This window comes from Polyangium sp. 15x6 (assembly GCF_029960785.1).
Classification (GTDB): Bacteria; Myxococcota_A; Polyangia; order Polyangiales; family Polyangiaceae; genus Polyangium.
The window spans coordinates 41118-67627 of sequence record NZ_JASBQE010000007.1 but is presented as its reverse complement, the minus strand read 5'-3'; the positions used below and the strand labels follow the sequence as shown (position 1 = coordinate 67627).

Below are 26510 nucleotides of genomic sequence, written 5' to 3'. Positions count from 1 at the left end.
CGCTCGTTCCTAGAGGACGAGGCCGACGTCGAAGGCGAGCGTGTACTGCCGGGGAAGCCCCTCGAACTTGTTCACCGTGGCGGCCTGATCGTCGTTCGGATCCGGCGTGGGGGCAAACGAGGCCTCGTCCTGGTTCGCCTCTTCGGGATCGATGACGTCGGTCACGAAGTGCGCGCCGATGCGCACCATCTGGAAGCGGAACTGCAGGCCCGCGTCGATGCGGTGGCGCGTCATGCGGACCGAATCGAAGACGACCGTGTTGTTGAAGTCCGCGCTCGTTCCCGTGGCGCAGACGGGCTGGCCGTCGCGGTAGGTCTTGCTCGGATCGGGCGCGGCGGGCGAGTTACCGCCCCGGTAGCCGCAGTAGTTCAGCGCGTCGGTGTTCGGCGTGAGGTCGATGAGACCCGAGTCGCCGAAGATGCGGAGGAACGAGTAACCGACGTACGGCGTGAGCACGACGCTGCCCGCGATCGGGATGGGCTTCGAGAGCTGCGCGTCGGCGGCCGCGACCGTGAGCTGAAACTCGGGGTTGCCCGTCAGGGTCGTGACCGAGCCGCCGACCGCGATGTCCGGGAAGATCGCGGGGATGCCCGTGCGGAAGCCTTCGAGCAGCGCGATGCGCACGTCGGCGCCGAGGATGCCGATGTTCGAGTTCGCCATGAACCCGATCTTCGTGCCGAGCTCCATGCCGAGGATGCCGAGCGGCAACGACAGCGGCGCGAAGCCGTAGCGGGTCTTCATCGAGAAGACCTGGAGGAAGTCGTCGGGCCCGGTGTTGCGCGTGGAGAAGAGCTTGTTGTTCGGGTCCTGCTTGCCTTGCGTCCCGAGCGCCCAGTATTGCGCGTCCGACGAGATGTTCGTGAACGCGCCCTCGAACGCGAGATCGAACCCGCCGTAGCCGGTCGTCCGCGCGGGATGCATCGCCGTTGGCGCGAGCGCGAAGCCCCACTCGCCGATGAGTTTGGCGAAGGCGAGATCGTCGGTGCCGCAACGGGAATAGCCCGACTGCGGGTTGTAGTAGAGGCCGCCGTTTCCGCCCGGCGCGCGGCAACTCTCGTCCGTCACGAGGCGCGCGAGGGCGGGGTCCATCGTGTCCGCCTCTGCCTGGCGAGGCACCGCCACCGCCGCGACGAGCGCGGCAGCTGCCGCGATCCACCCGAATCGACGCATACCAGGATCTCCGAGCCGCGAGGCTACGGTGGGGGCCGCTTTCCCGTCAAGGTCTCTCCGAACGGAAGCTTGTGCCCGGGGCGCATGGGGCTAAAAAGACCGCGTGGCCAAGGACCAGCGCCCTCGCCTCCGCGCACGACCGCTCGACGAACCCCTGCACGTCGTGCTGGTCGATCCCGAGATCCCGCAGAACACCGGCAGCATCGCCCGGCTCACGGCGGCCACGAAGAGCAAGCTGCACCTCGTCGGCAAGCTCGGCTTCCGCATCGACGAGCACTCCGTCCGCCGCGCCGGCGTCGACTACTGGCACCTCGTCGAGCTCGAACAGCACACCGATTTCGACCAGTTCCGCGCGAGCTTGCCGAACGCGCGGCTCTGCCTCTTCAGCGCCGTGGCCACGAAGAGCTACCTCGACGCGGGCTACAGGCCCGGCGACGTGCTCGTGTTCGGCAAGGAGAGCAAGGGCCTCGACGACGCGCTGCTCGAGCGCTTCCCCGACGACGTCTACGGCATCCCGACCCTCGGGCCCGTGCGCTCGCTGAACCTCGCGAACGCGGTGGGCATCGTGCTCTACGAGGCCCTGCGGCAGATCGGCGCGCTCTCGCAGACGACGCTCGGGTGACCTCGATGATGAAGCCGCTCCTCCTTTGCCTCGGCCTGCTCGCCTCCGCGGCGGGCTGCAACCGCAGACCGCCGAACGCCTCGCCCGACGGCGCGGTGCGCGAGCTCGTCGAGCGCCTGCGGCTCGTGAACGGCGACCCGGCCGCGGCGAAGAGCGCGTTCGAGCTGCTCTCGAAGCGCGCGCGTGGAAACCTCGCCGAGCGAGCCCAGCGCTACAGCGCGGCGAGCGGCAAGACGATCGCGCCCGAGGCGATGATCGTCCCCTCGCGCTTCGTCGTTCGGTTCGAGCCGCAGCGGTATGCGGCGCAGATCTCCGGCAACCACGCGCTCGTCGAGATCATCGGCCTCGGACCGGAGGATCGCGCGCAGGTCGCGTGTGTCTTCGAGGACGAAGCCTGGCGCGTGGATCTTCCGTTTCCGCCGCTGCCTCCGGTGCAGGTTCGTCCGGGAAATAATTAAAAAAACGAAGGGCCGATTCCTCGTGGAATCGGCCCTGTTTCGGGGAACCGCACCGCCCCCTTGCCCGCGCGGCTCTACGGTTCAGTTGGCGAGAAAGATCGCCTCGATCTCCGTCTTCACCTGCTCCTCGGTCTGACCCCGCGCGATCGCGATCTCCTTCACGATGAGCGAACGCGCCGTGTCGAGCATGCGGCGCTCGCCGAAGGAGAGCTGCTTGTCCGTCTTCAGACGGTAGAGATCACGCAAGACCTCGGCGACGTCGTAAATCGAGCCCGTCTTGATCTTGTCCATGAAGCCGCGGTAGCGGCGGTTCCAGGTCTGGTTGTCGAACGCGATCGTGCGCTCGCGCAGGATATCGAAGATCTCGCGGATCTCCTGCTCCGAGATCACCTGACGGAGCCCGACGGCGCTGGCGTTGGAGACCGGCACCATGATCTTGCGGTCGGTGTCCAGGATGCGGAGAACGTAGAAGCGCTGGCGGTTCCCGGCGATGTCTTTCTCTTCGATGTTGACGACCTCGGCCACGCCCTGGGCCGGATAAACCGCCTTGTCGCCTACCTTGAACTGGATCTCCGAACGAGCCTGCATACTGTCTCCTTTGCCTACCGCCCCGCCGCTTCGATCCCGTGTCCCCGCTGGGCCGAGCGATGCGATCGCTCGAGGTCGGCCAGGAACCGTTGGATCTGGTGTCTCATTCCGAAGAGGGGAGCGCCGCCGCGAAGACCACGATAAGGGCCTGGGGGATGCGGGAGATCGCAGAGCGCTGCTGGTTCGGTCACCATCGAAGACACCGCGGGGGAGCTGACGGTGGAAGGGGTTTCGGGGTTGTTGAGAGAAGTCCCCTCACGTCTCGAGATCTCGACGTCCCGGTGAGGGGTTAGTTTGCGCCAGGCGCGCGCACTCTAGTTAGAACGCCGGGATCTGTCAACCGAATTGGCTTCTCCCGGCGAGCTTCCATACAGATATGGCAACGGTCCGGTGAAACGGCAACGGACACGCGTATGAATGGGCGGCAGACCGAGCGATCGCCGTTACGCCTCGCGCCCTTCCGCAAGCCTTTGTGCGAGCCCCCAGCGCACGCCCCGATCCGACACGACGAGCTCGACGGTGGATTCCACGGCGGGCGTGCTCGGCGCGTGTGCCTCACAGGCCCACGCGAGCACCTCCGCGACGAGGACACCCCCCGCGACGATCACGTCCGCACGCTCCGGCTTGATCGTCCGCAAGGCGCGTCGCTCCGCGAGCGGCATGGCAGCGAGCGAACCCACGGCGCGGACGACCTCGTCCCGCGAGAGACGCGCGCCATGCACGCGGGACGCGTCGTAGGGGAACACGTCCCGCGCATAGGCCGCGAGCGTGGTCACCGTGCCTGCCACGCCGACGAGCGCGCCGCTCGGCGAGAAGCCCGTGCGCTCGAGCGAGGCGCGCACGTCCGCCCGCACCGCCTCGAGCTCCGCTGCCGTCGGTGGGTCGCTCTTCACGTGCCGCTCGGTGAGCCGCACGCTGCCGATGTCGAGGCTCGTCGCATGCGCGAGCCCCTTCGCCGTGTCGCCCGTCACGATCTCCGTGCTGCCGCCGCCGACGTCGAAGACCGTGACGGGGCCCGAGAGTCCGAGCCCCGACAGCGCGCCTTCGAACGTGAGCTCCGCCTCCTCGCGACCCGAGACGACGCGCGGCTCGACGCCGATCCGCGCCTTCGCCTCAGCGCGAAAGGCGTCGCCGCCGCTCGCGTCACGCATCGCGCTCGTGCCCACGGCGGCGACCTTCGCGACGCCGCACGCGCGGAGCTCCTTGCCGTACTGCGCGAGGCAGTCGAGCGTGCGATCCACGGCCTCGGGCGCGAGCTTGCGCGTCGCGTCGACGCCCTGCCCGAGGCGCGTGATCGTGGCTCGCTCGAGGATCGGCACGAGCTCGTCGCCCCTCTGCTCGACGACCAGCAAAAGAACGGAGTTCGTGCCGATGTCGATGGCGGCGAATCGCATGGAGCTCCGATGGTTGGAGGACAAAGGATCGGACGGACGCTCGATCAGTTCGCGAGCGTCTTGAGGTCGAGCATCTCCTCGACGTTCGGCAGCACCACGAGCTCGCAGCGACGGTTGGCGAGCTTGTTCTCGGGCGTGTCGTTCGGCTTCACCGGGTCGGTGTCGCCGTAGCCCGCGGCGCTCCAGCGGGAGGGGCTCAGGCCGCCGCCGCCCTTCTCGGTCGTCTCGATGAGGAACGAGAGCACCTCACGGGCGCGCATCACGCTGAGGCCCCAGTTGTCCTTGAAGCGACCGCCCGTGAGCTTGTCGCTGTCCGTGTGACCGGCGACCTGGAACGAGCGCTGCGACAGGGCCGAGTCGGTGCGCACGACCTCGGCGACCTTGAGCAGGATGTCCTGCCCGTCCTTCTTCAGCGTTTCCTTGCCGGGGTCGAAGAGCACGTCGCCCGGGAGCTGGATGACCATGCGGTTGTTGCGCACGGTCACGTTGAGGCCGAGCTTCGTGAGGGCCTGGAGCTTCTCTCGCAGCGTCTCGAAGCGCTTCTTGATCGCCTCGAGCTGCTCGGCGCGGCGGCGGTACTCCTCGAGGGCCTTCGACTGCTCCTCGAGGCTCGCGTTGAGCTTCGAGATATCGACGCCGGCGTTCTTGAGCTGCTGCTTGAGCTGCTCGATCTGCGCCTTCGCGTCGTCGAGCTCGCCGCGGGCCTTCTTGTTTTGCCTTTCCTGATCGGCGAGCTGGCCCTTCAGGGCCTCGATTTCACGGACTTTGGCTTGCATCTCCTCCTCGGAGTAGCCGCACCCGAGAGCGCCCGTGAAGGCGAAGAGGGCGGATCCGAGCAGGAGCCACGAGGTCGTGCGACGCATCGACATCCTGTCCTCCTGGACGCTTGACGGACGTCCGGACGGTAGCCGAGGTCCGATGTGTCGCACAAGGGGAGACATGCTCCGCGAGCCACGACGCACAGATCGACCACAATGTCAATAGGCGACGTTTGGCGACGAAAGAGGAGGTTGTAGGCGCCTGGAATCGCGAGGGACACTACACCCCATCTGTTCCTGCGTTCCGCCCTCGCAATGCTTGCAGAGCGATCTCCCTTCAACCGAAGGGGTACATCAGAGCAGGCCTTGCAAGAATTTCCTTGACCGTCACCATGCGTGGCAATATACGTCGTGCAACATCTGTTGTCTCGGGGCTCGCGACTCAGGCAAAGCGCATAGCGAGAGCGAGAGCGAGGCGGCCAATCAGGAGGGTCTCAGATGGCTGCGAAGAAGACTGCGAAGAAGCCCGCGAAGAAGGCGACCAAGAAGGCCACCAAGCCGGCCGCCCAGAAGGCCACGAAGGCCGCCAAGAAGCCCGCGAAGAAGGCAGCCGCGAAGAAGACGGCCGCCAAGCGCGCCCCCGCGAAGAAGACGGCCGCCAAGCGCGCCCCCGCGAAGAAGCGCGCCGCCGCCACGACGAAGCGCACGGCGAAGAAGGCCACGAAGCGCGCGCCGGCCAAGAAGTCGGCCGCTCCACGGGGTCGCGCCGCCGCCAAGCCTGCTGCTCCGAAGTCCGCGCCCGCTCCCGCGCCCGCCGCTTCGCACGAAGAGGAATAGGCCCGGTAGCTAGCTCGCAACGCTCTTCGCAGCCCTCCCGGAGGCGGATTTCGAGTCCGCCTCACGGGAGTCGGGGCCTCGACATGATCGAGGGATGATGTGCCCCGAAGAAGCTCGACCCGTCGCGGTGGAGACATCGAAGAGCCTAGACCGAATGGACGTCGGAACGCGCCGCACGTCCATTCGTGTTTTTGTGCGCCTCTTTCCGTAGTCTCGTCCCGTGATCAAGAGCCCGCGCGCGATCCTCGCGCTGCTCACGGCCCTGAACCTCCTGAACTACGTCGACCGCTTCGTCGTCACGGCCGTAGGACCGCGCATCCAAGAACACCTCGGGCTCTCCGACAAGGAGCTCGGCCTCGTCACGAGCGCCTTCATGCTCGGCTACTTCGCCACGAGCCCCGTCTTCGGGTGGCTCGGTGACAGGTTCCCGCGCAAAGCCCTCATCGCCGCCGGCGTCCTCGTCTGGTCCGCCGCGACCGCAGCCTCGGGCCTCGCAGGCGCGCTCGCGTCGCTGCTCGCCGCGCGTGTCGTCGTGGGCGTCGGCGAGGCGAGCTACGCGACCCTGAGCCCCACGCTCATCGACGACATCGCTCCCGCCGAGAAAAAGAACCGCTGGCTCGGCATCTTCTACGTCGCGATCCCCGCGGGCTCCGCGCTCGGCTTCATCCTCGGCGGCTTGCTCGAGCACCGCTACGGATGGCGCAACGCCTTCTACATCGCAGGCGGGCCCGGCGTGCTGCTCGCGCTCGTCGCGCTGCTCGTCCACGAGCCACCACGCACGCTCGCGCAGAAGAAGGACGATCGCGGCGTCGTCGCGAGCTTCCTCGACGACACGCGCGCGCTCGCACGGAACCGATCGTACGTGCTCACGGTCGCGGGCTACGTCGCGCAGACGTTCGCGCTCGGCGGCTTCGTGCAGTGGGCCGTGCCGTTCCTCTATCGAAGGCTCTGCCTCGATCTGCACGTCGCCGACGGCGCGTTCGGCAAGCTCACGGTGCTCACGGGCCTCGTCGGCACCGCGATCGGCAGCCTCGTCGCGGAGCGCGTGCCCGGCGAAGATCGCGTGCGCGCGGCGCTCTGGGTCTGCGCGATCTCCTCGGCCGTGGCCACGCCGGTCGCCGTCCTCGCGCTCTTCGCGCACTCGTCCACGAGCTTCCTCGCGCTGCTCGGGGTCTGCGAGCTCGCGGTGTTCGCGAGCGTGGCCCCGACGAACCTCGCCATCTTGAAGTCGGTGCCCGAGGATCGACGCGCGAGCGCGATGGCGCTTTCGATCTTCCTGATCCACCTGCTCGGCGATCTGATCTCGCCTCCGATCGTCGGCGCGGTGAGCGACGCCTTCGGCGACTCGAAGGCGCAGTGCACGTCGGGCACGGGCCTCTTCTGGGGCATGCTCACGCTGCCCGTCGCGCTCGCGCTCTCGGCCGCGTTCTGGTTTGCCGGCGCGCGCCGGACAAACCCGGTTCCCTCGTCGAGCTAGTCGCCGAGGTAGAGCCGGAGCGATCGCGCCGCTGCGGGACGATCGAACGGCACGCCCGCGAGCTCGCGCTGCGACATGCGTTCGAAGAGCTGGATCGAAAAATCGTAGAAGGCCTCGCACTCGCGCGCGGCCGCGTCGAGGCGCGTCGGGTCGAGCAGATCGGCGTCGCGCAGCGCCGAGAGCGAAGCGACGAGCTCCTTGGTGCGCGGGTAGTCGCCGAGCACCACGAGCGGATAACCCATCGCGCGGAAGTAGCCGAGGAAGTCGCGCACGAAGCCGAAGCTCTCGGGCACCGCCCATCGGTCGCTCGAGGGATCGGCGTGCCGGAGCTTGCTCGTGAACGCGCGCGTGATCTGCGCGAACATCCACACGTTCTGCCGCACGCGCGCGAGCGTCCCGCGCCGCACACCGACGTCCTCGAAGACGCGCCCCTCCTCGAGCGTCGCCCCGAGCGCGCGCCCCAGGAAGAGCACGCAGACCTCGATCGCCGGCCGCAGGAGCGCCGTCGCGCCCTGAATCCGCGCGCGCAGATCCTGCTCCGTCAGCTTCGCGTCCGCGGGAGGTAGTTCGTGCTCAAAGATTCTTCGCAGCTCGATGCGCAGGCTCGCCGACACCGTGAGCAGCGCATCCTTGATCGCCGAGAGCCTCTGCCCCTCGGCCACGAGCGCGCCGTGCCGCGCCGCGATGTCCGCCGCGCCCACGCGCCCGATCTCCCGACTGAACCCCTCGGCGAGCAGCTCGCCCGATCGCCTGCGCAGGTAGTTCGAGAGCGCGCGCCCGTCGCTGCGCAGCACCGCGAGCACGAGGTACGCGCGCCCCGCCACGCGACGATCGGTGTGATCGAGCGCGATCGCATCGAGCAGCCGCAGGTACCGGAGCATGCGGTAGAGCGACAGGAACGTGAGCGCCACGAGCCGATGCGGGTGCTCGCCCGCCACGTTTTGCATGAGCTCGAGCACCGCCGACGAGCCGATGCGATCGAACTCGGGCCGGAACTCGAGCGCCGAGAGCGGGTTGAAGAACGCGCTCTGCGTGATCTCGCGCATCGTGATCGAGAGGTGCGCGTAGAAGACGCGGTAGCTCACGCGCGGCAGGCGCAGCATCGCCGTGCCCGTCTCGATCAGATTCGTGAACGCCTGCCGCAAGAGGAACAGCGCCGCCTCGGGCGACTCCTGCGCCATCGTCGCGTAGACGAGCCGCGTGCGCGAGTTGTCCTCGGGCAGCACGGTCTCGAGGTAGCGCTGGAACACGAACGCGCGATCACGCTCGCCGAGCATCATGCGCGCGAGCTGCACGACGCGCGCCATGCCGTCCTTCGCGTGCGCGAGCTGCTCGCGGAAGTCGTGGCTGACGATGGTTTGTCTGCGGCCCGAGCCCGGGTGGTTGCGCGGGTTCGCGAAGCAGGCGAGGCCCTTCAGGAGAATCTCGAGCTCGAAGAGGATCTCGTCCTTCTGCTTCTCGGCGAGCTTCGAGAACCAGGCCTCGCGCGCCTCGCGTTGCTCGCGACGCAGGCCGCGCGAGTCGCGCAGAAGCTCGACGTACGCGTTGTTCGCGCCGCCGAGGCCCTGGCCGCGTGTGGGAGGGTTCGAATCGCTCGTCAAGGGCTCGTCCGGCGCCCTGGTAGGCTGTTGAGGAACGCAGCGAGCGCCCTGGAGCTAGGGAGGAGGACGCAGAAAGACGCGTCCTCTTCCGAGGACGACGACCGACGATCCAGGGCGCGCAGCAAGTTCATCGACAGCCTACCTAGCGGCGCGCCTTGAACTCGAAGGGATAGGTGAAGATCGTGTCCTTGCCGCTCGGCGACTTCGGGTACGTGAGCCCCTTCGCGACGTCCTGCATGCAGCTCTCGATCTCGGGCGCGGTGATGTCGCTGTCCTCGCGCTTGATCTTCGCCTCCTTGAGTCGACCATCCGGCGCGAGCTCGAACGTGAAGGCGACCTTGCCCTTCTGCCCCGGGTTGTTCTTCGCCCAGAGATCGAAGCAGCAGCGGAACGCGTCGCGCTTCGACTTGATGAGGTCGCTCATCGGCTGGAAGCGATCACTCGCGCCCGCGTCGCCCGCGGTCTGCGCGTTGTTCATCACGACGCCGCTCGCCGGCGGCTCGTTCGTGATCTCGGCGAGCATGTCCTTGCAGTCGGACGCCTTCTCCGGCGCCTTGCGCTGCACGGGCGGAGGCGTCGGGGCCGCAGCTTGATCGGCCGTCGCCGCGCCTTGCCCGGGCTTCGCCTCTTCCTTCGGCGTCGCCGTCTCGCCGCTCGCGGCCTTGTCCGGCGAGGCTTCGGGTGAGCTCGCCTCGGGAGGCGATCCGCTCGCGCACGCCGAGAACAGCGCTGCGAAAGTGAGGCTCAACGTCGCGAAGAAGGAGGCTGTCGCGCAGGCTCGCATGGCGGCCATCCTACCCGATCCTGCCTCCTTCCCGTGCGTCACCTCGCCCGAACGCGCGCGCCGGGCCATCTTTCGGCCATGCGTAGGCTCCCCGCCAGGCTCGCGTTCCTCGTGATCCCCCTCGCATTTGCCCTCCCGGCCGCGTGCGGCGACCCTTACGAGGTTCGTCCCTGCGGTCAGATCCCCGAAAAAGGCTGCCCCGTCGGCCGCGGCGGTGCGTGCGACGACCAGACTTGCGCGGCCCTCTACGATTGCGTGGACGGCGCCTGGCGCCTCGCCGAGACCTGCCCCGGCGGCGGTGAGGACCCGGACGCCGGCACCTTGCCCGATGGTTGCGCCAAACCTGTGATTGACCACACGGGCGAGACCACGGGGTGCATGCCGGATCTGCAGAACCCGGACTGTCCTGCCGTCGCGGCCGAGCAGTGCTTCGAGACCGTTTGCCTGACCGATTGCTTGGATTTTTTTCTTTGCACCGGAGAAGGCTGGAACCTCGTGGCATACTGCAATGAAGAAGGGACGCTTGAACTGACCCAGTGAGGCAACGAGGTCTGCATCGAGTCCCGGAAGCCGCAGTGCTCCTCGCGATGGCGATGGCGCTCGTGGGCTGTCCGGACGAACGCGGCCCGGTCGAGGTCGTGGAACCCACGGCCGAGACCGCGGCGAAAGGCGCGCGCGCGCCTGTTTCGGGCATGGTCGTGGACGTCGTCTCGGTGCGCTCCGACGCGACGATCGACGCGGACGCGGTGCGCGCGGTGCTGCGCGACGCGGAGCCCGCGTTTCTCGCGTGCCTCGATCCCGATGATTCGACGGGCGTGATCGCGCTGAAGCTCGGGATCGAGGAGGACGGCGCGACGCTCGACGTGACCTCGCAACAAGCGACGACCTACGGCACGGACGACGCGCGCGCGTGCGTCGAGCGAATCGTGGCGGCGCTGCGGTTCCCGACGACGCAGTCTCGCGAGCGCTTCGAGCTCGCGGTCACGCTCGAAGTGCGCAAGCGGCACGAGCTTTAGGCCGATTTCAGAAAAGGCTCCCACTCCTTGAACGGCTCGGGCCTCCCGAGCAAAAGGAGCATGGAGGCCGACCACCGCGGCGCCGTGGGCGCGCGGAGCAGGCGCATGCTCGCCTCCTCCGGCGTGCGCCGACCTTTGCGCAGATTGCAGGGGCGGCACGCGGTGACGAGGTTCTCCCACGAGTCGACGCCGCCGCGGGATCGCGGCACGACGTGATCGATGTTGAGGTCGCGCACGGGCGGTCGCTTCGAGCAGTACTGGCACTGGTGTGCGTCGCGCAGCATCACGTTGCGGCGCGACAGACGCACCGTCGGGCGACGGACGCGCTCGTAGCGGCGCAGGTGGAGCACGCGTGGCACACGCAGCGAGCCGCCGATGATGGGCAGGCCGTCGTCGGAGTCGCGAACGGGCAAGCGGCGCCAGGAGGGGAAATCGTGCACCTCGCCGGCCTCGTCGATGGCGTGCGCGGCGCCGCCGAAGAGAAGCAGGAATGCGCGGCGCGCGGTCGTCACCTGGACAGGATGAAAATGCCGGTTGAGCGCGAGGACCGGCAACGTCAGCGGATCGCGGCTCCGCCTCTCGGGATGGAGGATCGTCGGGTTCGCGAACGCGAGGTCGTCGTCGATGTCGAACGAGCCGTCGAGCTCGTCGTGCCCGCCCACCACGTCGGCGTCACCAACATCCGAGGGGCTCGTCGAAAGGAGCGAGGCCCCCAATCGCTCGGAGAGCTCAGGCCTTGGCACAGCCAGAATGTAGCAACAAATGGCCCGGCCTGGCGGCCCCCCGCGCGAAAAAAAAAGAGCGCCCCCGGCCGCGGGTCTTTGCCCCGCGCTCTCCATCGCTTACAGGCTCCGCATGTTCAAAGATCGATGCTTGCAAGGCAGGACCGCGATCGTGACCGGCGGCGGCACGGGCCTCGGGCTCTCCATGGCGCTCGGGCTCGCCGACCTCGGCGCGAACCTCGTGCTCACGAGCCGCGACCCCGGGCACATCGAGCCTGCATGCGAAAAAGTGCGCGAGCGCGGCGGAAAAGCCCTCGCGGTGCGCTGCGACGTCAGGCACTTCCCCGAGGTCGAGGCCATGGTCGCCGAGGCCGAGCGCACGTTCGGATCGATCGACATCTTGATCAACAACGCGGCTGGAAACTTCCTCTGCCCCACGGAAGATTTGAGCCCCAACGGCTTCAACGCCGTCGTCTCCATCGTGCTGAACGGCACCTTCCACGCGACGCTCGCCGCAGGGCGGCGGATGATCGCGGCGGGCAAGGGCGGCGTGATCCTGAACATGCTCGCCACGTACGCGTGGACGGGCTCCGGCTTCGTGATTCCGAGCGCGTCGGCGAAGGCGGGCGTGATGGCGATGACGCGCTCGCTCGCCGTCGAGTGGGCGAAATACAAGATCCGCGTGAACGGCATCGCGCCCGGCCCCTTCCCCACGGAGGGCGCGTGGAAGGCGCTCGTGCCGGAAGGCATGGACAGCGTCGCCAAGAGCAAGATCCCGCTCGGCCGCTACGGCGAGCACGAGGAGCTCGCGAACCTCGCGGCTTTCCTGGTGAGCGACTATTCGGCGTACATCACGGGGGACGTGATCACGATCGACGGCGGCGCGTGGCTTACCGAAGGCGGCACGTTCAACCAGATCGCCATGATGGAGCCCGACACGATCAAGCCCGTCATCGCGATGATGCGAGGCCACAAGCCCAAGTCGAGCGACTGATGGCGACGGCGGAGGCAGCCAGTCCGCCACGGGGTTCGCCGTGGGACGACCCCATCGACGAGGCGCCGCTCGTCTTCTTGGACCTGGAAATGACGGGGCTAAGGCCCGCGTCGGACCGCGTGATCGAGCTCTGCGCCGAGCGCACGCGCGGAGGCCATGTCGAGGCGTCGCTCACGACGCTCGTGCGTCCCGACGACAGCACGTTCGGCAATGCCCACGTGCACGGCATCCAGCGCGAGGACCTCACGCACGCGCCGACGTTCGTGGAGATCGCCGACAAGCTGCTCGCCGTGTGCGAAGGCGGGATCCTCGTCGCGCACGCGGCCTCGTGGGACGTGACATTCCTGGAGGCGGAGCTCGCGCGGGCGAACCGGCCCGAACGCTTTCCGTTTTTCCTCGATACCCTCGTCCTCTCGCGCCGCGCCTTCGCACTGCCGACGCACGCGCTCGGATCGCTCTGCGCCTCGCTCGGCGTGACGCAGGCCCGCGCGCACCGGGCCGAGGACGACGTGCACGCGCTGCGCGAGGTCTGGAAGAAGATACGGGAGGTGCTCGCGCCCGCGACGCCGCGGGATCTCTGGCACGTTCGTATCGGACAACGCTACGCGCGTCCGGCCATCGTGGCGGCGGCCGTCGCGGCGGCCGAGATCGGGAGACCCGTGCGTCTGCGCTACCGGCCCGCCCATCGCGGCCCCGAGGACCTCGAGTTCTGCGTGACGAGCGTGCGAACGGACCTCGACCCTCCGCGGGTTCTCGGCTATCTGCTTCCCTCGCGCAGCCGCAGGGAGCTACGAGCCGATCGGATCCTGCTGATCGAAGCTCCCGGCGAAGCGGGAAAGTAGAAAGCGAAACGTCCGTGGGAAGCAGTATGTCTCGACGAGATTCCGATCGGCCGCTGGGCCGCTTCTCCCTCCTCGGCGCGGCCGCGCTCGCGTTGCTCCTCTCCGGGTGTCCCACGGCGGGCACGCTCCAGAATGCGCGGCCTGCCACGGCCGACAAATGGTTCCAGCGCGCGATGCAGGACTTCAAGGTCGCCGACATCGACGACGCGCACGACGCCGTGAAGCGGGCGCTCGCGATCGTCCCCGACGACCCCGAGGTCCGCAAGCTCGGAGCCCGCATCGCGCTCGCGCGTCTCGACTACGCCGAGACGCTCCGCCTCTTGAAGGGCATCAAGGGCTCGGAGGCCTCGGGCCTGCGCGGCCGCGCGCTCTGGTACAAGGGCGACCTCGAAGCCGCCGCCGATCAGCTCGACGCGATGCTCAACGATCCCGACGTCGTCGACGACTGGGCCAAGGGGATCACGAAGCTCGCGCGGCGTGGCTCGGGCCGCACGCCGTTCGCGCTCTCGGGCGCGCTGCTCGCCGCGGTGGAGCTGCCGCACGTGAGCCCTCTCGCGCCGTTCTTCGTGGTGCCGGTCGAGATCGACGGCGAGAGCGCGCTCGCGATGATCTCCACGGGCAATGCCGAGGTCGTGCTCGACAGCGCGACGCGCCCCGAGCCGAGCTGGATCTCGCTCCGCTTCGGCAAGAAGCTCGAGGTGCACGACGTGCCTGCGCTGACGCAGGACCTCTCGGGCGTCTCGAAGCAGATGGGCGCGCCGATCAAGGCACTGCTCGGCGTGAACCTGCTCCGGCACCTGCACGCGACGATCGACTACGACGGCCACCAGTTCGTGGCGCGCAGCTTCTCGCCGCCCCCGCCGCCCGACGCGACGCGCGTCGATCTCTCGTACATCCGCGGCGGCGGCATGATCCTGCGCGGCAAGTTCGGCGGCGAGCGCGGCGAGCCCGTGAGCTTGCTCCTCGACACGTCGATGACCTTCCCGCTCGCGCTCGACGAGGGCGGCTGGAAGAAGGCGGGCTCCGTGGCGAAGGACCTCAAGGTCGTGGCCGAGGATCCGGAGCAGAAGCTGCGCGAGGGCGTGGTCCCGATGGTGCGCCTCGGCGCGTTCGACGTGCCCAAGGTGCCCGGCGTGTTCGGCACGCCCGTCGAGCAGATCGAGCGACAGATCTCGCTCGACATCGACGGCGTGCTCGGCACGGGCTTGCTCGCGCCGTTCCGCGTGACGTTCGGCGATCAGGGCCGCCTCATGTGGCTCGAGGACACGGGGCTGCTCATCCAGCGCATGCTGGCCCAGAGCGGGAGCGATCAGCCGCTCCCCGAGGACGCGATGCCGGGGATGCCCGATCCGCTCTCGCCCTTCGGCCCGCAGCCGGGGCTCGGCGAGCCGGGCGGTCTGCTCCCGCCGCCGGGCGGAGGCCTCGCGCCCGGAGGCAACGCCCCCCCTGGTGGAGCGAAGCCCCCGAAGAAGGCCCCGGAGCGCTGAGCCATGCAGCACCCGATCGCCGTCTACGCCGGCAGCTTCGATCCGCCGACGCTCGGGCACCTCGACCTGATGGAGCGCGCGGCGAAGCTCTTCGACCGCGTGATCATCGCGATCGGCCGCCACCCGACGCGCAACCCGCTCTTCAACTTCGACGAGCGCCTCGCCTTGCTCACCGAGGTGACGAAGGGCATCCCGAACCTCACGGTCGACTCGTTCGAGGGCCTGCTCTTCCAGTATTGCGAGCGTGTCGGGGCGCGCGTGATCGTGAGGGGCCTGCGCGCCGCGACGGACTTCGAGTACGAGCTCCAGATCGCGCACGCGAACGCGGACATGGCGCCGCACATCGACACGGTCTTCCTGCCGACGCGCACGAATTACGGATTCGTCTCGGCCTCGCTCGTGCGTGAAATCGCGAGCCACGGCGGCGACGTGAGCCATTACGCCCCGCCCGCCGTGAGCGAGGCGCTGCGCAAGAAGTTCGGCCGCTAGAGCATCGACCGGTTCGATGCTCGGAAGATCGCGGAGCGATCTTCCCTCGGGGGGTGAATCGGCCGGGCTTTGCCCGGACGAGAGGGGGACGCGAGGCGTCCCCCTCGGGACAAGAAAGCTAGAACATCGAGCGGTTGCAAACCGATCGATGTTCTAGCGATACGGGGCCGAACGCTCCATCGCGAGCAGCGTCCGCACCACGTACGGCACCGACGCGACCCCCGCGAGCTCGGCGAGCGCATAAGCGATGTGCTCCCGGCTCGCATGCGGCGGAATGCCCACGCTCGCGATGCGGTAGCCCTCGCGCGAGAGGTCTTCCACCGTCTCGATCTGGACGGCGTTCACGGTCTTGTAGACGGCGATGCGCAACCGCTTCGGCCGGAGGAGGTCGAGCGCGCGCATCGCGAAGTCGATGCGATCGAACTCTTCGGGGTCGTGGTACTCGACCAGGCGCCGCGGATCGGTCTGCTCGAAGCGGGCATCCTGGAGCGTGGCGCGCGAGCGCATGGAGGAAGCGTAGCCCGAGGCCGCGGGACGGGACAGCCCCCGGCACGGTGCCCACGGAAGCCCGTTGCTTTGGTCACACCTCGCGCCGACACTCCCTGCCATGCGGCTCGGTTCGTCCCTTCTCTTCGCGCTCGCCTGCGTCGGCTGTGCGGCTCAGCCCGAACGCTCTGCCACGCCCGTCGTCGAGGTCGCCGCGCCCACCGCGGATCCGACGCGCGCGAACGGTGCGTCGGAGGACACGGACCGGCTCGACGACACCGACCGCGACGGGATCCCCGACGACACGGACCGCTGCCCGAGCGAACCCGAGGATCGTGACAGTTTTGCGGATGCTGACGGCTGTCCCGACATCGACAACGACGGCGACGGGGTGGCGGACGCCAGCGACAAGTGCCCGGACGAGCCGGAGAACCGGGATGGCTTCGAGGACGAGGACGGCTGTCCGGAGACCCCGAAGATCCTCGCGGCACGCGCCTTCAAGGAGGCGATCCTCGCCTCCAATCGGGGGGACTTCGCCGAGGCGCGGCGTCGATTCGAGGAGGCGTACCGCATTTTGCCGGGCGATGTGGTTTTCTTCCACCTCGCGACGACCGCGCTCGCCCAGGGAGACCACGCCGCGGCTTGCCGGTATTACAGGCAATGGAGCGCGTCGCCCACGGCGCAGACGAAGCCCCGGACGATCAGCGCGCTCGACGCCTGCCCCTGATCACTCGAACGTCGCGCGCACCAGCCCGAACTTGTTGTTGAGCTCCGGTGTCGTGAGCTTGTCGAAGATGCGCGGGCCTCCGAGCTCGTTCGCGAGCGAGCCCATGCGGCCGTGCTCCGTCATGAAGTAAAACGTCTTCACGCCCTTCTTCTTCTGCTCGAGCACGTAGTCCTGGAACTTCTTGCCGCTCGAGACGAAGGCCGGGAGGGTATTGCCCGTGTAGAAGTTCTCGCCCTTCCAGTTCATCTGGAACGCGATGACGGGCCCGGGGATCTCCTGTTTGGCGCGGTAATACGCGAGCACGGTCTCGCGCTGCCCCCAGTGCGGCGAGGTCTTCACGAAGTACACGTCGATGCCCCACGCGGCGAAGAGCACCGACACGGCGCAGAGGCCCGTGACGACGTGGCGGCGGGCGCGGGCCCAGACGAGGGCGAGCGTGAAGAGGGCGGCGGCGCAGGTGAAGAAGAGGAGCGCGGGCCGGAAATCGAGCGTCGCGGGGAACGCCCGCTTGTAGTTGTAGGTGAAGAGGTGGAGCAGCCGCACCGGGCCGAGCATGCCCTCGCGCGCGCCCATGAGATCACGCCCCACGAAAAAGACGAGCAGGCCGCCCGCGATCCCCGAAGCGCCCCAGAGGACCCGCTCGTATTGCTCGGCGAACGCGTCGGTCACCTTTTGCGCGCCCGAACGCCGCACCATCTCGTCGAGCAGAATGCCCGTGAGCATCGCGGCCGGCGGCAGGGCCGGCATGATGTAATGGTGGAACTTCGTCAGCATCAGCGTGAAGAGCGCGAATGCGAAGAGGAACCACATCGCCAGGAAGATCGAGGCGTCGCTCTTTCGATCGCCCTCCTCGCGGCGCCTGAGCCACGCGACGAGCGCCGCCGGCACGAGGCCGGTCCAGGGGAACATGGCGTAGCCGAGCTGCCAGACGTAGAAGCGGAAGCCCACGTCGTCGCCCTCGTTCGTGTCGTGCACGTGCGTGAAGGCGCGCTTGAACATGTCGTGGAAGAGCAGCCGATCGGTGAACGGCTGCCCGTGCCGCGCATACATCGCGACGAACCACGGCAGGGCCACGGCGAGCAGAATCAAGAGGCCCGCGACGATTTCGAGGCGCAGGAGGTCGCGATAACGACGCGAGACGACGATGTACGCGAGGGCGCAGAGCACGGGCAAACCAAAACCTGCGGGCCCCTTGGCCATCGTGGAGAGGGCGGCGAAGAACCAGGCCGCGAGGAAATAAAGCCGCTGCGCGCGCCGCTCGCCCCAGCACATGTAAAGCAAGAGGCCGAGCGCCTGGATCCAGAGCAGCGCCTGGAGCGCGGGCTGGAGGCCCTTCAGCACGGGGAACGCGTCGCCGCAGGGCTGGTTGCCCGGCAGGCCGCAATTCATGGGCGAGCCGGAGCGGAAGGCGTCCGCGTGGAGACGAAGGGAGAACGGATTCGGGATGATCTCGAGGTTGCGCGAGACGAGGTAGAGGATCTGCGGCAATGCGCAGGCGATGATCGCGCCGAGCACGAGGTGATACGCGGACAGACGATATTTCGCGCCGAACGCGGAGACCTCGTAGACCCGCACCTCGCGCCCTTCGTCCTCGTGAATGCCGAGCAGGAAGAGGGCCATCGCCGCGGACATCGTGGCGACGAAGGGCATGTCGGTCACGGTCTGGTGCGAGACCAGAAACCATTGCGGCATCGTGGTGAGCACGAGGCCGCCGAGGAAGCCGGCGCGACGACCGAACACACGCGCGACGGCTTTGTAGAGCAGATACGTCGCGACGAGCGTGAGCAGGAAGATCGGCAAACGCACGGCCCACTCGGGCCAGGGCTCGCGGCCCTCGGCGACGGCGGAGAGCATGGCGCCGGGCTGATACCGGACGCCGAAGCTCGCCATCGCGATCGCCTGCATCCAGAAATCGAGGATGGGCTTCGACCAGAACCAGCCGTCCTGCGCCCACCAGAGCGAGACCCAGTCGTTCCGCGCGAGGATCTCCCGCGCGACCTCGCCATAATGGGTCTCCCACGGATCGCTGAGCGAATGGCTGCCGAGCGCCGGGAGGTAGAGGAGCGTGACGAGCGTGACGAGCCAGAAGCCGTGGCGGCGTAGGAGCGGGATGGATTTGCCCGCGGGATCTTTTTCCCAGGCGCCGAGTTTGTCGCCGACGCGGTAGACGCCGATGACGGCGCCGAGAAAACAGACGGGAACGGCGAGGCCGGCGCCGATGGGGCCGATGTATCCAGCGACGGCGAGGGAGACGGCGCCGAAGAGGCCGAGGACGGAGCCGCCGAAGAGGCCGAGGGGCCCCGCGAGGTCGGCGAGCGCGAGCCGCTTGGCGACGCGGTCGTCGGGGTCGTCGAAGGTGCCGCAGAGGTCGAGGAGGCCGAAGGTGGCGACGAGGATGGCGACGATGCCGAGCGGGACGCCGACGCGGTACTGCGGGCGCAGCGCCATGAGGAGGAAGGCGACGAGCGCGCCGGTGGCGAGCGTGGAGGTGCCGCGGACGAGCTGGAGAGGGTTGCCGGGGCGGAGGAGGGGTTCGAGGGCGGGGGGTTCGTCGGATTCGTCGGCGTCCGCGTCGTCTGCGTCCGCTTCGGCTTCCGAGTCGGCGTCCGCGTCCGCGTCCGCTTCCGAACCCGCTTCCGCTTCCGCGTCCGGGCCCGCTTCCGTCTCCGTCTCCGCGGCCGGCTCTGCGTCCCGCCGGTCGGCTTCCTGGTCGGCTTCGTCGGTCGGATCTTGCTTGATCTCGCTCATGGCTCGCGGGCTCGGGGAGGCCATGCACTAGCAAGCCTTCGAGCCGGGGCAAAGGGGGAGGAGGGCACGGACCGGGCGGACGCTCCGTGAGGGCGGACACACACATTGACAGGGACGAACATTCTTGATCGCATTCCGGAAATGAAGTTTCCGCGTGTGCGACCCCTCCTCGCGCTCGGGATCCTCGGTTGCGCGACGGCGGCGCTCGTGCCGCTCGGCTGCTCGGCCAAGATCGTCTACCCCGCGCAGCAGGACGACCGCCCACGCGTCCCCGACGCCACCGCGGAGCGCCTACGCGCGTGCGTCGACGAGCTCGGCGGCGAGCTCAGGGGCGGATACTACACGTTCGACGTCACGGTGAAGGTCGACGAAGACGGCCACGTCGCGGATGTGGAGAGCAAAGGCATGCCCCATATGGAGCTCGCGGCATGCATGCGGATCGCGCTGCGAGGCATGACCGTCCCCGAGGAGCTGCTCGGGCTGCGCAAGCTGCGCCTGTCCGCGTCGCCCGCGCCTGCGAACGGGCAGGCGGCGGACGAGCGTGGGCTCGTCGGGCACCCTGCGCTCGTGGCCGTGGCGATCGCCCTCGCCGACCTCGTCATCGAAGTAGGCCCCGCCGTCATCATCGTGTGCGCCGCTTCGCTGGAGCTCAGCAAGGCGGATATTGTGGAGACGGTTCGAAAGAGGGACGATGACCCGTGTCAAGAGCTCCTGAACGACTGCCTCGACTCGCCTCTACAAAGCAAGAAGGGGAGTGTATGGAACCATTCGAGATGTAGGACGTGCTTTGAAAAGTGTCGTGGGGAGGGCAAATGGCCCGACAAAATCATGATGTCCAAATGGGAGACGTGTAAATGAGGGACAAGCGTGAATCTGGAGGAGAGATGGAGGGGGAGGAGCTGGCTTTCTGCAACGCCAGCGACCGCCTCTTGGTCAAGTCTCTGGATAAGGAGCGAAGCTTCGCCGAGGCCGTGGATGACTTCCGCCGGCTCGAGGCGGAGTTCGTGGTGCGCGGATGCGACGATGAATTCGACGTGCTCGAGACGAGGCGACGCATCGCCGAAACGATCCTCACGCTCGCGCAAGCGAAGCACCCCCCCTTCGAAGTCTGCCGCGAAGTCTGGAAGGACATGGTTCGCCTCGGTTTCTCGAACAGGGAACGACAATACACGATGACCTGGTTCTATGCGGATTGCTGTCGGTACGACGAGAACCCCGAGGAGGGGCTCGCCGTGCTAGAGCCGCTCGTCGCCGAGCTCGAGCGAGGGCTCGAAGAAGCGAGGGCGACGCAGAGCGACACGGATTATTTCGAATACCACCTCGAAGACCTGCTGAAGCTCCGTGACGAGCTCCTGGCCCAACGAAGGGGCGAACAAATCCCGGGGAAGAGGACGCGGCGGATCGACGAGGCGCGCCGCAGCACCCCGGAAGAAGACTGAACCCCGTGAGCTCCGCGACGAGCTCTCAAAGCGTGCCTCGCCGTCTTCAAGACCTATGCGAGGACGCGGGAGCCGAGCTTCGCCGACGTCGCCGCCGATGACAAGCGGGTCGAGGCGGACTTCACGGCGCGCGCCGGCGAGGGCGAAGCCTCACAGGACCTCTGGCTACGGAGTCGCGTCGGCGATGCGCCCCGCTGTTGCTGCCGCGAAGCTCTCCCTCTTCCCCCACATTTCCCTTGCCCCCCACCCGCTCACCTCCGTACGCTCCCCCACCCTCGACCCCAGAAAGGACCCCTCATGCGTCGCCTCCGCCCCACCGACGGCACCTCCGCTCACAAGCGCGCCGCCGGCTATCACTGCACGAAGGTCAAGACGGGCAATACGAAGCTCCACGCCGAGCTCCACGAGGAGATGTCCCTCAAGCTCGCCGACCTCAAGGCGAAGGCGCGCGCTCATGAAGACGCGGAGGATGACGCGGTCGCCGCGTCGGCGACGAGTGACGCGGCGGAAATCGCCCTGGAGAACGTGATCCGTGATATCGACGGGGACCTCGCCAAGGTCGATCGCGAGGACCAGACGCTGAATGCGCGGACCACCGTGTTCCCCGAGGGGTATGGCAAAGAGATCGACCCCGAAGGAGCATCGCAGCTCAAGACCCTGGATGCATTGCGGGATCGAATCGCGAAATTCAGCGGTCACCCGCTCGTCGCCGCGATGCTCGCGAAGTTCGACGCGGCGCACGAGGCGTTCAAGAAGGCCATCGAGGCGGAGGAAGCCGCGGAGGACGCGGTCGAAGCCGCATTCCAGGCGGAGCTCGACGCGCGGAGGGCCATCCGGGAACAGCTCGAGAGCGCCTACGGTCGGCTGCGGGATTTCTACAAGGCGAGGCCCGCGCTCGCCGAGACGTTCTTCCTGAAGGAAGGCCGGCGACGCGCAGCGAAAGAGCCGACGGGCTGAGCAAGACCGGTCGCTGAGACGCGCGGGCTCTCGCAACGTGCGTCCCTCGCCAGATTTCGCGTTTCTACATCTCGCAGCCGTCGCCCCACCTCGAAGAACGTCAGCTCCGGCGCGGCGCAGCCCGCGTCCCTCCGGAAGGACGCGCCCTCCGCCCGTGCGGAGGCGTCATCCTTCCCAAGGGACGCATCCTCCACACCGACCCGCGCCCATCTTCTGCCGAAACAACCCGTCTTTCACGACGTCGCAACCGTCGTCCTTCCAGCCGTCCACGTCCTGCCCCGTCTCGGAGCGCGCGTCCTTCCGGACGTCCCGGCGCTCCGCCTCGGCGCAACCAGCCTTCCTCCCGACGTCCCTTCGCTCCGCTCCGCCGCTGCCTGCTTGCCCCGGGATACGACCACAAGGCGGCAGCCGGCTCAGGGGGCACCAGAACGCCGCGCGTCGTCAGATATCGTTCGCCGTTCCGGCCATGTCCCCCGCATGCCCACGTTGCCGACTGACGAGGCAGGGGCACGTGCCTTTCGTGCAAGAATGCCTCAAGCCATGCAACCGCGTGCCGCTCCTGTCGAACTTCGGAAAGATCCGTAGGAAATTCCTCTCCTCGTGCGACCCTGGTTCAAGGCCTTTTTCGAGGTAGCGCCGGACGGCGTATGCACACACGTCCGCGAGCTGCGTGAAGCCCGACAACGAGCTGTCGACGAAAAACGGCGCCTCGATGACGTTCCGCAGCGCTCCCCACGGGTGCCCGCTCTTGCGGAACTCATCCAGCATCGACCGATAGGAAGCTTCACGAGCGCCCTCCTGGTCCATGATGAGCAGGCCCTTGTTGATGTGCCCGTCAGGTTCGGAGTTGCGCCACTCCAGGTAATACTCGAATCGTGAAACGACCTGCTGAAAAGCCTGCGTGACCACGTCCCCGGGAGCATCCGCTTTACGGATGGCTTCACTGAACAGCTTGACGCGCGCCTTTCCCACCATGTCGAGCGCATCCTCCAGAAGCTGGCTGCGCTCTCGCCGACTCAGGTGCACAAAAGGATCCGTACGACGAAAATGAGCCTCTTTGGACCTGCGCTTGTTCGCGTCGGTATACTTCTTCAACTTCTCACGGCGGAGGCGATTCACTTCATCCCGTCGCTGCTGATGGGAGAGCGCTTCAAAGCCGGGGATCTCATCCTGCTCCGCAATCGACACGCAAAAATCCTTCGCGTGTAGCTCCCCGCCGGTCAAATCAAGCCCATATCCCCTCTTGAGGGCAGCCAAATCCCGGTCGAGGGCGACCCATGGGCCCCTCCTGCACGGCCACCCCGACCAGGACGTACTCCGTGGAGTGGTCCTGCATCTCGGGGGTGCCAGACGAGTCCACATAAAGTAGGTACATCGCCACCTGTGCCGAAAACAAATAACAAAAAAATGGAAGCCCGGGGCGGGACGAAGTCCCGATGGCCACTGAGGGCCCCCCAGGCTTGATCGTTTACCTAGTATGCGAGCCCCCCCTCGTGTCAAGCGCCATGGGCTTGCATCGCCCCCCCAACCCCCGCGCCCGCCCCCCTGGCACACCCGCTGCCCGCTCGCTCCCTCACCATGCCTGCGCCCCCCTCCCCTGCGAAGCCCTTGCTCACGCTCGCCGCGTGTTTCGCCCTCACCGCGTGCGAACCCGCTCCCGAGCCGTCCGCTCTTTTCACCCTCGATCCCAATGCGCCCACGCCGCCCCCGACCACCGAGGCGCAGGCCAAGTACTCGATCGACGCCACCACGCCGCTCCTCCTCGATCTGCGCGGCGCCGCGACCGGCGATGCTTACGCATTGACGTGCGCGCAGGACGAGCTCGTGGTCGGGCTTCGCGGGCGAAGCGATACGACGGTGACCGCGCTCGGGCTGATTTGTGCGCGAATGCTGGAGAATGGCACGTTCGCGAATCGGGACGAGAGGCCGATGATCGGGGCAGCGACGGGGGACGAGTTCTTTTCGGAATGCCCGCAAAGCGAGGCCGTGATCGCGCTCAGGGGCCGCGCCGCGACGACGCTCGATCGCATCGGGGTGCGCTGCGCCCGCGTGCGGCCCTGGGTGCAAATGGGGTCGCCGGGCAGTATCGAGCCCTCGTTCGGCGGCTCCGGCGGCGTGCCGTTCACGGATACCTGCCCGCCCGGGTATTTCCTGCAAGGCGTGCTCGGGTACGCGGCCGGGACGATCAACGGCACGCAGAGCTTGTGCGTGCCGATCGTCACCTGAATCGTCACGCGGCGGCGGCGGCGGCCCTGAGCTCGGTGCTATTGACCCGCTTGTAATGCGGCGGCGCTTCGAGCGAGAGGCGGCGGCGCACCTCGTCGACCGGGAGCGCGAGCATCGACGCCCAGTCTTGCTCGGGGAGCCACGCCGCCTTCCTGCCGCGGCGGAAACCATCGAGGATCACGCTCCGCGCCTCGGGTTTGCCGAGCGTCTTCACGAGGCCGATCGCGACGATGAGCGCGATCGCGGGGTTATACGTCTGCGCGAGGGTGAAGGCGAGCAAGGCGGTCTCGCCGAGGACGTCGCCCTGATAACCGACGGCGGCGTGCCACAGGTCGTGCGTGTCGCGCATGCGGCCGTGCACCCATTCGATCGGCTCGGGGAACGGCGTTCGGCCCGTCGTGCCGCGCACGGCGGCCTCGCGGATGCCGTCGGCCGAGATGTTCTCGCGCTCGACGAAGGCGAGGTAGGCGCGACCGAGCGAGCCCTCGGGCAGACGCGCGAGCGCCTCGCGGTCGGCGAGCACGTCGACGATGTCCTTGCGCTCGGCGAGAAGCTTCCGCCCGGTCTCGCTCTTCGCCATGCGGTCGGCGATTCGCTGGAGCGTGCCGCCCGAGAGGGCCTCGATGATCGTGAAGACCTGCGGGAGGTCGTCGGGATCGGCGGCGAGGATACGGGCGGCGCGCAGGGCGCGATCAAGCTCGATGCGGGTGTGCGACTTGGCCATGGGAAGACCTCCGAAGCAGGGATGATCTGGAGGATGTACACTATGAACAATGTTGTCAACAACTACCAACAAGATTGTCGGCAACACCGGGACATGCGAGGTTGGGGGCGTGTCCACCTCGCGTCGCAAACCGAAACCCCGCGTTCGTCGGGACGCCGAAAGCGCGCGCGCGCTCATCCTCGAGGCGGCGGAGAAGCGCCTCGTGTCGAGCGGCCCCTCGGGCATCCGTCTGCAGGAGGTCGCCGCCGACGTCGGCGTGTCGCACCCGACGGTGCTCCACCACTTCGGCAGCCGCGAGGCGCTCGTGAAGGCGGTCTGTAGCCGCGCGCTCGCATCGATTCACAGGGAGCTGATCGAGGCGATCCGGGCGTCGAGCGGCGACGAGGCGCAGCTCTCGGCGATGCTCGAGGCCGTGTTCGACGCGCTGTCGACGAGCGGGCACGGGCGCGTGCTCATGTGGCTCGCGCTCGAGGGCGAGCCGTTCGATGCGGTCGACGTGCGTCTCGCGGACGTCGTCGACGCGACGCACGCCATGCGCAAGGTGAAGCGACACGAGAAGGGCCTCGAGCCGAAGACGCGCGAGGACACGGCGCACGTGGTGGTGCTCGCGGCGCTCGCGCTGCTCGGCTCGTCGGTCCTCGGGAGGACGATGCTCACGAACGCCGGGCTCGAAGGCGACGACGCAGGCCCGCGCTTCCGCGCATGGCTGACGCGGGTGTTATTGCGACAGCTCGATGGCGAGTGACGTCGTCCGCAGAATCATTTGTAAAGCGTGACGGTATACGCGCGGGGCAATTCGGGGCCCTCGTCGGGGTCGAACGGGTGGCTCCGGTCGATGCTGCCGGCATGCACGCCGACGACCATGAGGCCGGCGAGGCCGCGGAGGTCGCGAATCGTGCGGTCAGCGTGCGTCGCGCCATTGATGCCGGCGAGGGCCACGCGGCCGGCCTCGGCGCCGGTGCGATCGATCTTCACGAGGGCCCAGTGGAAGAACACGCCGAGCTCCCAGTCCGCGGCGAAGGTGATCTCGGCGTCCTCGGGCGCGCCTTGCAAATCGAGCCAGAGGTAGGTCGCGCCGGTCGGCTCGATCGGGCGGAGCGGCGCGAGCCTTCGTGGCAGGCTGTCGTAGGCGACGGACCATTCGAAGCGCACGCGGCCGAAATCGCCGAATCGATCGACGTCCGCGAGGTGCCCGCCGTCGCTCCGCGAGCCGACGAAGGCGCGATCGATGGCGAATTCGAGGAGGAGGTCCTCGAAAGGTTTTTCGCGGCCGCGGGCATTGCTGCGCAAGGCGTCGAAGACGTCGGGCTCGTTGGCGAAATGAAGGGCAGAAGGCTCGGTGCGCTGGCCGGCGACGGCGAGGAGGCCGAAGAGGACACCGGAAGGAGTGCCCGTGCCGTAGTTTTCGTCGAGGAAACGCGTGAAGAGGAAGGCGCCCGTGGGTCCGTCGGGTGTCCCGAATGCGGTGATCGAGCGCTCGGGAGCGCGCTGAAAGTCGTCGACGGCGGCGGCGTCGAGGAGGCCACAATCGACGAGGGTAGAGGCGAGCTCCGAGCCGACCATGCCAATGGCGGAAGGCTCGGCGCCAGCGTCGAGGCGGAGGACGGAGGCATGGGCGAGCGCGCGCGTGATGGACGCGTCGAATTCGCAGCCGGCCGCAGGATCGGGCGGAGGGAGGACGGTAAACGCGGCGGCGCGGTCCCAGGCGCCGCCGGTGGCGATGCCGTCGGGCACGGTGAAGGGCGGGAGAGCGTCTTCGACGAGGTAGAGGTCGTAGCGCGCATCGCCGCCGCGATCGTCGTCGGGCAAAGGGAGCGGCAAGCCGAGCGCGGCCATGGCGCGGAGAGAGCGCTCCGCGGAGGCGAGCGCGCGAAGGATCGAGCCCTCGGCCACGGAAACGCCCGCGTGCACGCAGACGGGCGCGAGGAAGGAACAGGCGGCCCTGGGGACGTCAGCGGCGCGCG

General features: G+C 68.0%; 28 protein-coding genes. 16 read left to right on the top strand and 12 right to left on the bottom strand.

The window, feature by feature from the left end:
• Window positions 1–9 precede the first annotated feature (9 nt).
• The gene (locus tag QHF83_RS07815) at window positions 10–1170 is read right to left on the bottom strand and encodes a hypothetical protein (RefSeq protein WP_282417126.1); all 1161 of its coding nucleotides are present in this window, start codon (window positions 1168–1170) and stop codon (window positions 10–12) included.
• 103 nt (window positions 1171–1273) lie between these two features.
• Between QHF83_RS07815 and QHF83_RS07810 the strand changes: the two genes are divergently transcribed.
• Entirely contained in the window at window positions 1274–1792 is a 519-nt protein-coding gene (locus QHF83_RS07810; RefSeq protein ID WP_282417125.1) for a tRNA (cytidine(34)-2'-O)-methyltransferase, read from the top strand.
• Window positions 1793–1797: 5 nt separating this feature from the next.
• A complete protein-coding gene (locus QHF83_RS07805; RefSeq protein ID WP_282417124.1) occupies window positions 1798–2250 on the top strand; it encodes a hypothetical protein in 453 nt (150 codons plus the stop codon).
• An 81-nt stretch (window positions 2251–2331) separates the two neighbouring features.
• On the opposite strand, the gene QHF83_RS07800 is transcribed toward QHF83_RS07805, so the two are convergent.
• From QHF83_RS07800 to QHF83_RS07790, 3 genes are all read right to left on the bottom strand, one after another.
• The gene (locus QHF83_RS07800; protein WP_136920397.1) at window positions 2332–2838 is read right to left on the bottom strand and encodes a CarD family transcriptional regulator; all 507 of its coding nucleotides are present in this window, start codon (window positions 2836–2838) and stop codon (window positions 2332–2334) included.
• A gap of 443 nt (window positions 2839–3281) precedes the next feature.
• Window positions 3282–4232: a Ppx/GppA phosphatase family protein gene (locus tag QHF83_RS07795; protein WP_282417123.1), complete on the bottom strand. Its 951-nt coding sequence runs from the start codon at window positions 4230–4232 to the stop codon at window positions 3282–3284.
• A 44-nt stretch (window positions 4233–4276) separates the two neighbouring features.
• Entirely contained in the window at window positions 4277–5101 is an 825-nt protein-coding gene (locus QHF83_RS07790; protein WP_282417122.1) for an OmpA family protein, read from the bottom strand.
• A gap of 387 nt (window positions 5102–5488) precedes the next feature.
• Here QHF83_RS07790 and QHF83_RS07785 point away from each other — a divergent pair, with 387 nt between their 5' ends.
• On the top strand, window positions 5489–5827 hold the full coding sequence (locus tag QHF83_RS07785) for a hypothetical protein (protein WP_272418234.1): 339 nt from the start codon (window positions 5489–5491) through the stop codon (window positions 5825–5827).
• 220 nt (window positions 5828–6047) lie between these two features.
• Window positions 6048–7304 carry an MFS transporter gene (locus QHF83_RS07780; RefSeq protein WP_282417121.1) on the top strand — a complete coding sequence of 419 codons (1257 nt, stop codon included), beginning with the start codon at window positions 6048–6050 and terminating at the stop codon, window positions 7302–7304.
• On the opposite strand, the gene QHF83_RS07775 is transcribed toward QHF83_RS07780, so the two are convergent.
• Entirely contained in the window at window positions 7301–8905 is a 1605-nt protein-coding gene (locus tag QHF83_RS07775; RefSeq protein ID WP_282417120.1) for a hypothetical protein, read from the bottom strand. The two genes, QHF83_RS07780 and QHF83_RS07775, sit on opposite strands and share 4 nt — an antisense overlap.
• A 142-nt stretch (window positions 8906–9047) precedes the next feature.
• Entirely contained in the window at window positions 9048–9689 is a 642-nt protein-coding gene (locus QHF83_RS07770; protein WP_282417119.1) for an AgmX/PglI C-terminal domain-containing protein, read from the bottom strand.
• Window positions 9690–9767: 78 nt separating this feature from the next.
• On the opposite strand from QHF83_RS07770, the gene QHF83_RS07765 reads away from it, so the two are divergent.
• Window positions 9768–10229, top strand: a complete 462-nt coding sequence (locus QHF83_RS07765; RefSeq protein WP_282417118.1) for a hypothetical protein — start codon at window positions 9768–9770, stop codon at window positions 10227–10229.
• Between the two features lie 35 nt (window positions 10230–10264).
• On the top strand, window positions 10265–10705 hold the full coding sequence (locus QHF83_RS07760) for a hypothetical protein (protein WP_282417117.1): 441 nt from the start codon (window positions 10265–10267) through the stop codon (window positions 10703–10705).
• On the opposite strand, the gene QHF83_RS07755 is transcribed toward QHF83_RS07760, so the two are convergent.
• Window positions 10702–11448: an HNH endonuclease gene (locus QHF83_RS07755; RefSeq protein ID WP_282417116.1), complete on the bottom strand. Its 747-nt coding sequence runs from the start codon at window positions 11446–11448 to the stop codon at window positions 10702–10704. The two genes, QHF83_RS07760 and QHF83_RS07755, sit on opposite strands and share 4 nt — an antisense overlap.
• 112 nt (window positions 11449–11560) lie before the next feature.
• Here QHF83_RS07755 and QHF83_RS07750 point away from each other — a divergent pair, with 112 nt between their 5' ends.
• The 4 genes from QHF83_RS07750 to coaD are packed head-to-tail and all read left to right on the top strand — an operon-like array spanning window position 11561 to window position 15239.
• Window positions 11561–12421, top strand: coding sequence for an SDR family oxidoreductase (locus QHF83_RS07750; RefSeq protein ID WP_282417115.1), 861 nt, complete (start codon window positions 11561–11563; stop codon window positions 12419–12421).
• Window positions 12421–13263: a 3'-5' exonuclease gene (locus QHF83_RS07745; RefSeq protein ID WP_282417114.1), complete on the top strand. Its 843-nt coding sequence runs from the start codon at window positions 12421–12423 to the stop codon at window positions 13261–13263. The genes QHF83_RS07750 and QHF83_RS07745 overlap by 1 nt, the downstream gene beginning before the upstream one ends.
• 26 nt (window positions 13264–13289) lie before the next feature.
• On the top strand, window positions 13290–14750 hold the full coding sequence (locus tag QHF83_RS07740) for a hypothetical protein (protein ID WP_282417113.1): 1461 nt from the start codon (window positions 13290–13292) through the stop codon (window positions 14748–14750).
• 3 nt (window positions 14751–14753) lie between these two features.
• The gene (gene coaD / locus QHF83_RS07735) at window positions 14754–15239 is read left to right on the top strand and encodes a pantetheine-phosphate adenylyltransferase (protein WP_272418223.1); all 486 of its coding nucleotides are present in this window, start codon (window positions 14754–14756) and stop codon (window positions 15237–15239) included.
• Window positions 15240–15392: 153 nt separating this feature from the next.
• Here coaD and QHF83_RS07730 read toward each other — a convergent pair whose 3' ends face one another.
• Window positions 15393–15746: a hypothetical protein gene (locus QHF83_RS07730; RefSeq protein ID WP_282417112.1), complete on the bottom strand. Its 354-nt coding sequence runs from the start codon at window positions 15744–15746 to the stop codon at window positions 15393–15395.
• A gap of 100 nt (window positions 15747–15846) precedes the next feature.
• Here QHF83_RS07730 and QHF83_RS07725 point away from each other — a divergent pair, with 100 nt between their 5' ends.
• On the top strand, window positions 15847–16452 hold the full coding sequence (locus tag QHF83_RS07725; RefSeq protein ID WP_282417111.1) for a tetratricopeptide repeat protein: 606 nt from the start codon (window positions 15847–15849) through the stop codon (window positions 16450–16452).
• Here QHF83_RS07725 and QHF83_RS07720 read toward each other — a convergent pair whose 3' ends face one another.
• On the bottom strand, window positions 16453–19200 hold the full coding sequence (locus tag QHF83_RS07720; RefSeq protein ID WP_282417110.1) for a glycosyltransferase family 39 protein: 2748 nt from the start codon (window positions 19198–19200) through the stop codon (window positions 16453–16455). It lies immediately after the preceding gene.
• 156 nt (window positions 19201–19356) lie between these two features.
• Between QHF83_RS07720 and QHF83_RS07715 the strand changes: the two genes are divergently transcribed.
• The 3 genes from QHF83_RS07715 (at window position 19357) to QHF83_RS07705 (ending at window position 21596) form a co-directional block, all read left to right on the top strand.
• A complete protein-coding gene (locus tag QHF83_RS07715) occupies window positions 19357–20058 on the top strand; it encodes a hypothetical protein (RefSeq protein ID WP_282417109.1) in 702 nt (233 codons plus the stop codon).
• Between the two features lie 71 nt (window positions 20059–20129).
• Window positions 20130–20639 (top strand): hypothetical protein, encoded by a 510-nt coding sequence (locus tag QHF83_RS07710; RefSeq protein ID WP_282417108.1) that lies wholly within the window; start codon window positions 20130–20132, stop codon window positions 20637–20639.
• A 297-nt stretch (window positions 20640–20936) separates the two neighbouring features.
• Complete coding sequence (locus QHF83_RS07705; protein ID WP_282417107.1) at window positions 20937–21596, top strand: hypothetical protein; 660 nt, start codon at window positions 20937–20939, stop codon at window positions 21594–21596.
• 441 nt (window positions 21597–22037) lie between these two features.
• Here QHF83_RS07705 and QHF83_RS07700 read toward each other — a convergent pair whose 3' ends face one another.
• Window positions 22038–22958: a DUF3800 domain-containing protein gene (locus tag QHF83_RS07700; protein WP_348980430.1), complete on the bottom strand. Its 921-nt coding sequence runs from the start codon at window positions 22956–22958 to the stop codon at window positions 22038–22040.
• Window positions 22959–23174: 216 nt separating this feature from the next.
• Between QHF83_RS07700 and QHF83_RS07695 the strand changes: the two genes are divergently transcribed.
• On the top strand, window positions 23175–23822 hold the full coding sequence (locus tag QHF83_RS07695) for a hypothetical protein (protein ID WP_282417105.1): 648 nt from the start codon (window positions 23175–23177) through the stop codon (window positions 23820–23822).
• A 4-nt stretch (window positions 23823–23826) separates the two neighbouring features.
• On the opposite strand, the gene QHF83_RS07690 is transcribed toward QHF83_RS07695, so the two are convergent.
• A complete protein-coding gene (locus QHF83_RS07690; RefSeq protein ID WP_282417104.1) occupies window positions 23827–24546 on the bottom strand; it encodes a Coq4 family protein in 720 nt (239 codons plus the stop codon).
• Window positions 24547–24655: 109 nt separating this feature from the next.
• Here QHF83_RS07690 and QHF83_RS07685 point away from each other — a divergent pair, with 109 nt between their 5' ends.
• A complete protein-coding gene (locus tag QHF83_RS07685; protein WP_282417103.1) occupies window positions 24656–25291 on the top strand; it encodes a TetR/AcrR family transcriptional regulator in 636 nt (211 codons plus the stop codon).
• Window positions 25292–25305: 14 nt separating this feature from the next.
• On the opposite strand, the gene QHF83_RS07680 is transcribed toward QHF83_RS07685, so the two are convergent.
• Window positions 25306–26439: a hypothetical protein gene (locus QHF83_RS07680; RefSeq protein ID WP_282417102.1), complete on the bottom strand. Its 1134-nt coding sequence runs from the start codon at window positions 26437–26439 to the stop codon at window positions 25306–25308.
• Between the last annotated feature and the right edge of the window lie 71 nt (window positions 26440–26510).

Coding starts and splice junctions, on each gene's coding strand:
- QHF83_RS07800 (WP_136920397.1), bottom strand. CDS start 2,838: ATGCAGGCTCGTTCGGAGATCCAGTTCAAGGTAGGCGACAAGGCGGTT.
- QHF83_RS07695 (WP_282417105.1), top strand. CDS start 23,175: ATGCCTGCGCCCCCCTCCCCTGCGAAGCCCTTGCTCACGCTCGCCGCG.
- QHF83_RS07805 (WP_282417124.1), top strand. CDS start 1,798: ATGATGAAGCCGCTCCTCCTTTGCCTCGGCCTGCTCGCCTCCGCGGCG.
- QHF83_RS07705 (WP_282417107.1), top strand. CDS start 20,937: ATGCGTCGCCTCCGCCCCACCGACGGCACCTCCGCTCACAAGCGCGCC.
- QHF83_RS07690 (WP_282417104.1), bottom strand. CDS start 24,546: ATGGCCAAGTCGCACACCCGCATCGAGCTTGATCGCGCCCTGCGCGCC.
- QHF83_RS07730 (WP_282417112.1), bottom strand. CDS start 15,746: ATGCGCTCGCGCGCCACGCTCCAGGATGCCCGCTTCGAGCAGACCGAT.
- QHF83_RS07700 (WP_348980430.1), bottom strand. CDS start 22,958: ATGTGGACTCGTCTGGCACCCCCGAGATGCAGGACCACTCCACGGAGT.
- QHF83_RS07750 (WP_282417115.1), top strand. CDS start 11,561: ATGTTCAAAGATCGATGCTTGCAAGGCAGGACCGCGATCGTGACCGGC.
- QHF83_RS07745 (WP_282417114.1), top strand. CDS start 12,421: ATGGCGACGGCGGAGGCAGCCAGTCCGCCACGGGGTTCGCCGTGGGAC.
- QHF83_RS07795 (WP_282417123.1), bottom strand. CDS start 4,232: ATGCGATTCGCCGCCATCGACATCGGCACGAACTCCGTTCTTTTGCTG.
- QHF83_RS07720 (WP_282417110.1), bottom strand. CDS start 19,200: ATGAGCGAGATCAAGCAAGATCCGACCGACGAAGCCGACCAGGAAGCC.
- coaD (WP_272418223.1), top strand. CDS start 14,754: ATGCAGCACCCGATCGCCGTCTACGCCGGCAGCTTCGATCCGCCGACG.
- QHF83_RS07790 (WP_282417122.1), bottom strand. CDS start 5,101: ATGTCGATGCGTCGCACGACCTCGTGGCTCCTGCTCGGATCCGCCCTC.
- QHF83_RS07725 (WP_282417111.1), top strand. CDS start 15,847: ATGCGGCTCGGTTCGTCCCTTCTCTTCGCGCTCGCCTGCGTCGGCTGT.
- QHF83_RS07765 (WP_282417118.1), top strand. CDS start 9,768: ATGCGTAGGCTCCCCGCCAGGCTCGCGTTCCTCGTGATCCCCCTCGCA.
- QHF83_RS07815 (WP_282417126.1), bottom strand. CDS start 1,170: ATGCGTCGATTCGGGTGGATCGCGGCAGCTGCCGCGCTCGTCGCGGCG.
- QHF83_RS07770 (WP_282417119.1), bottom strand. CDS start 9,689: ATGCGAGCCTGCGCGACAGCCTCCTTCTTCGCGACGTTGAGCCTCACT.
- QHF83_RS07740 (WP_282417113.1), top strand. CDS start 13,290: ATGTCTCGACGAGATTCCGATCGGCCGCTGGGCCGCTTCTCCCTCCTC.
- QHF83_RS07785 (WP_272418234.1), top strand. CDS start 5,489: ATGGCTGCGAAGAAGACTGCGAAGAAGCCCGCGAAGAAGGCGACCAAG.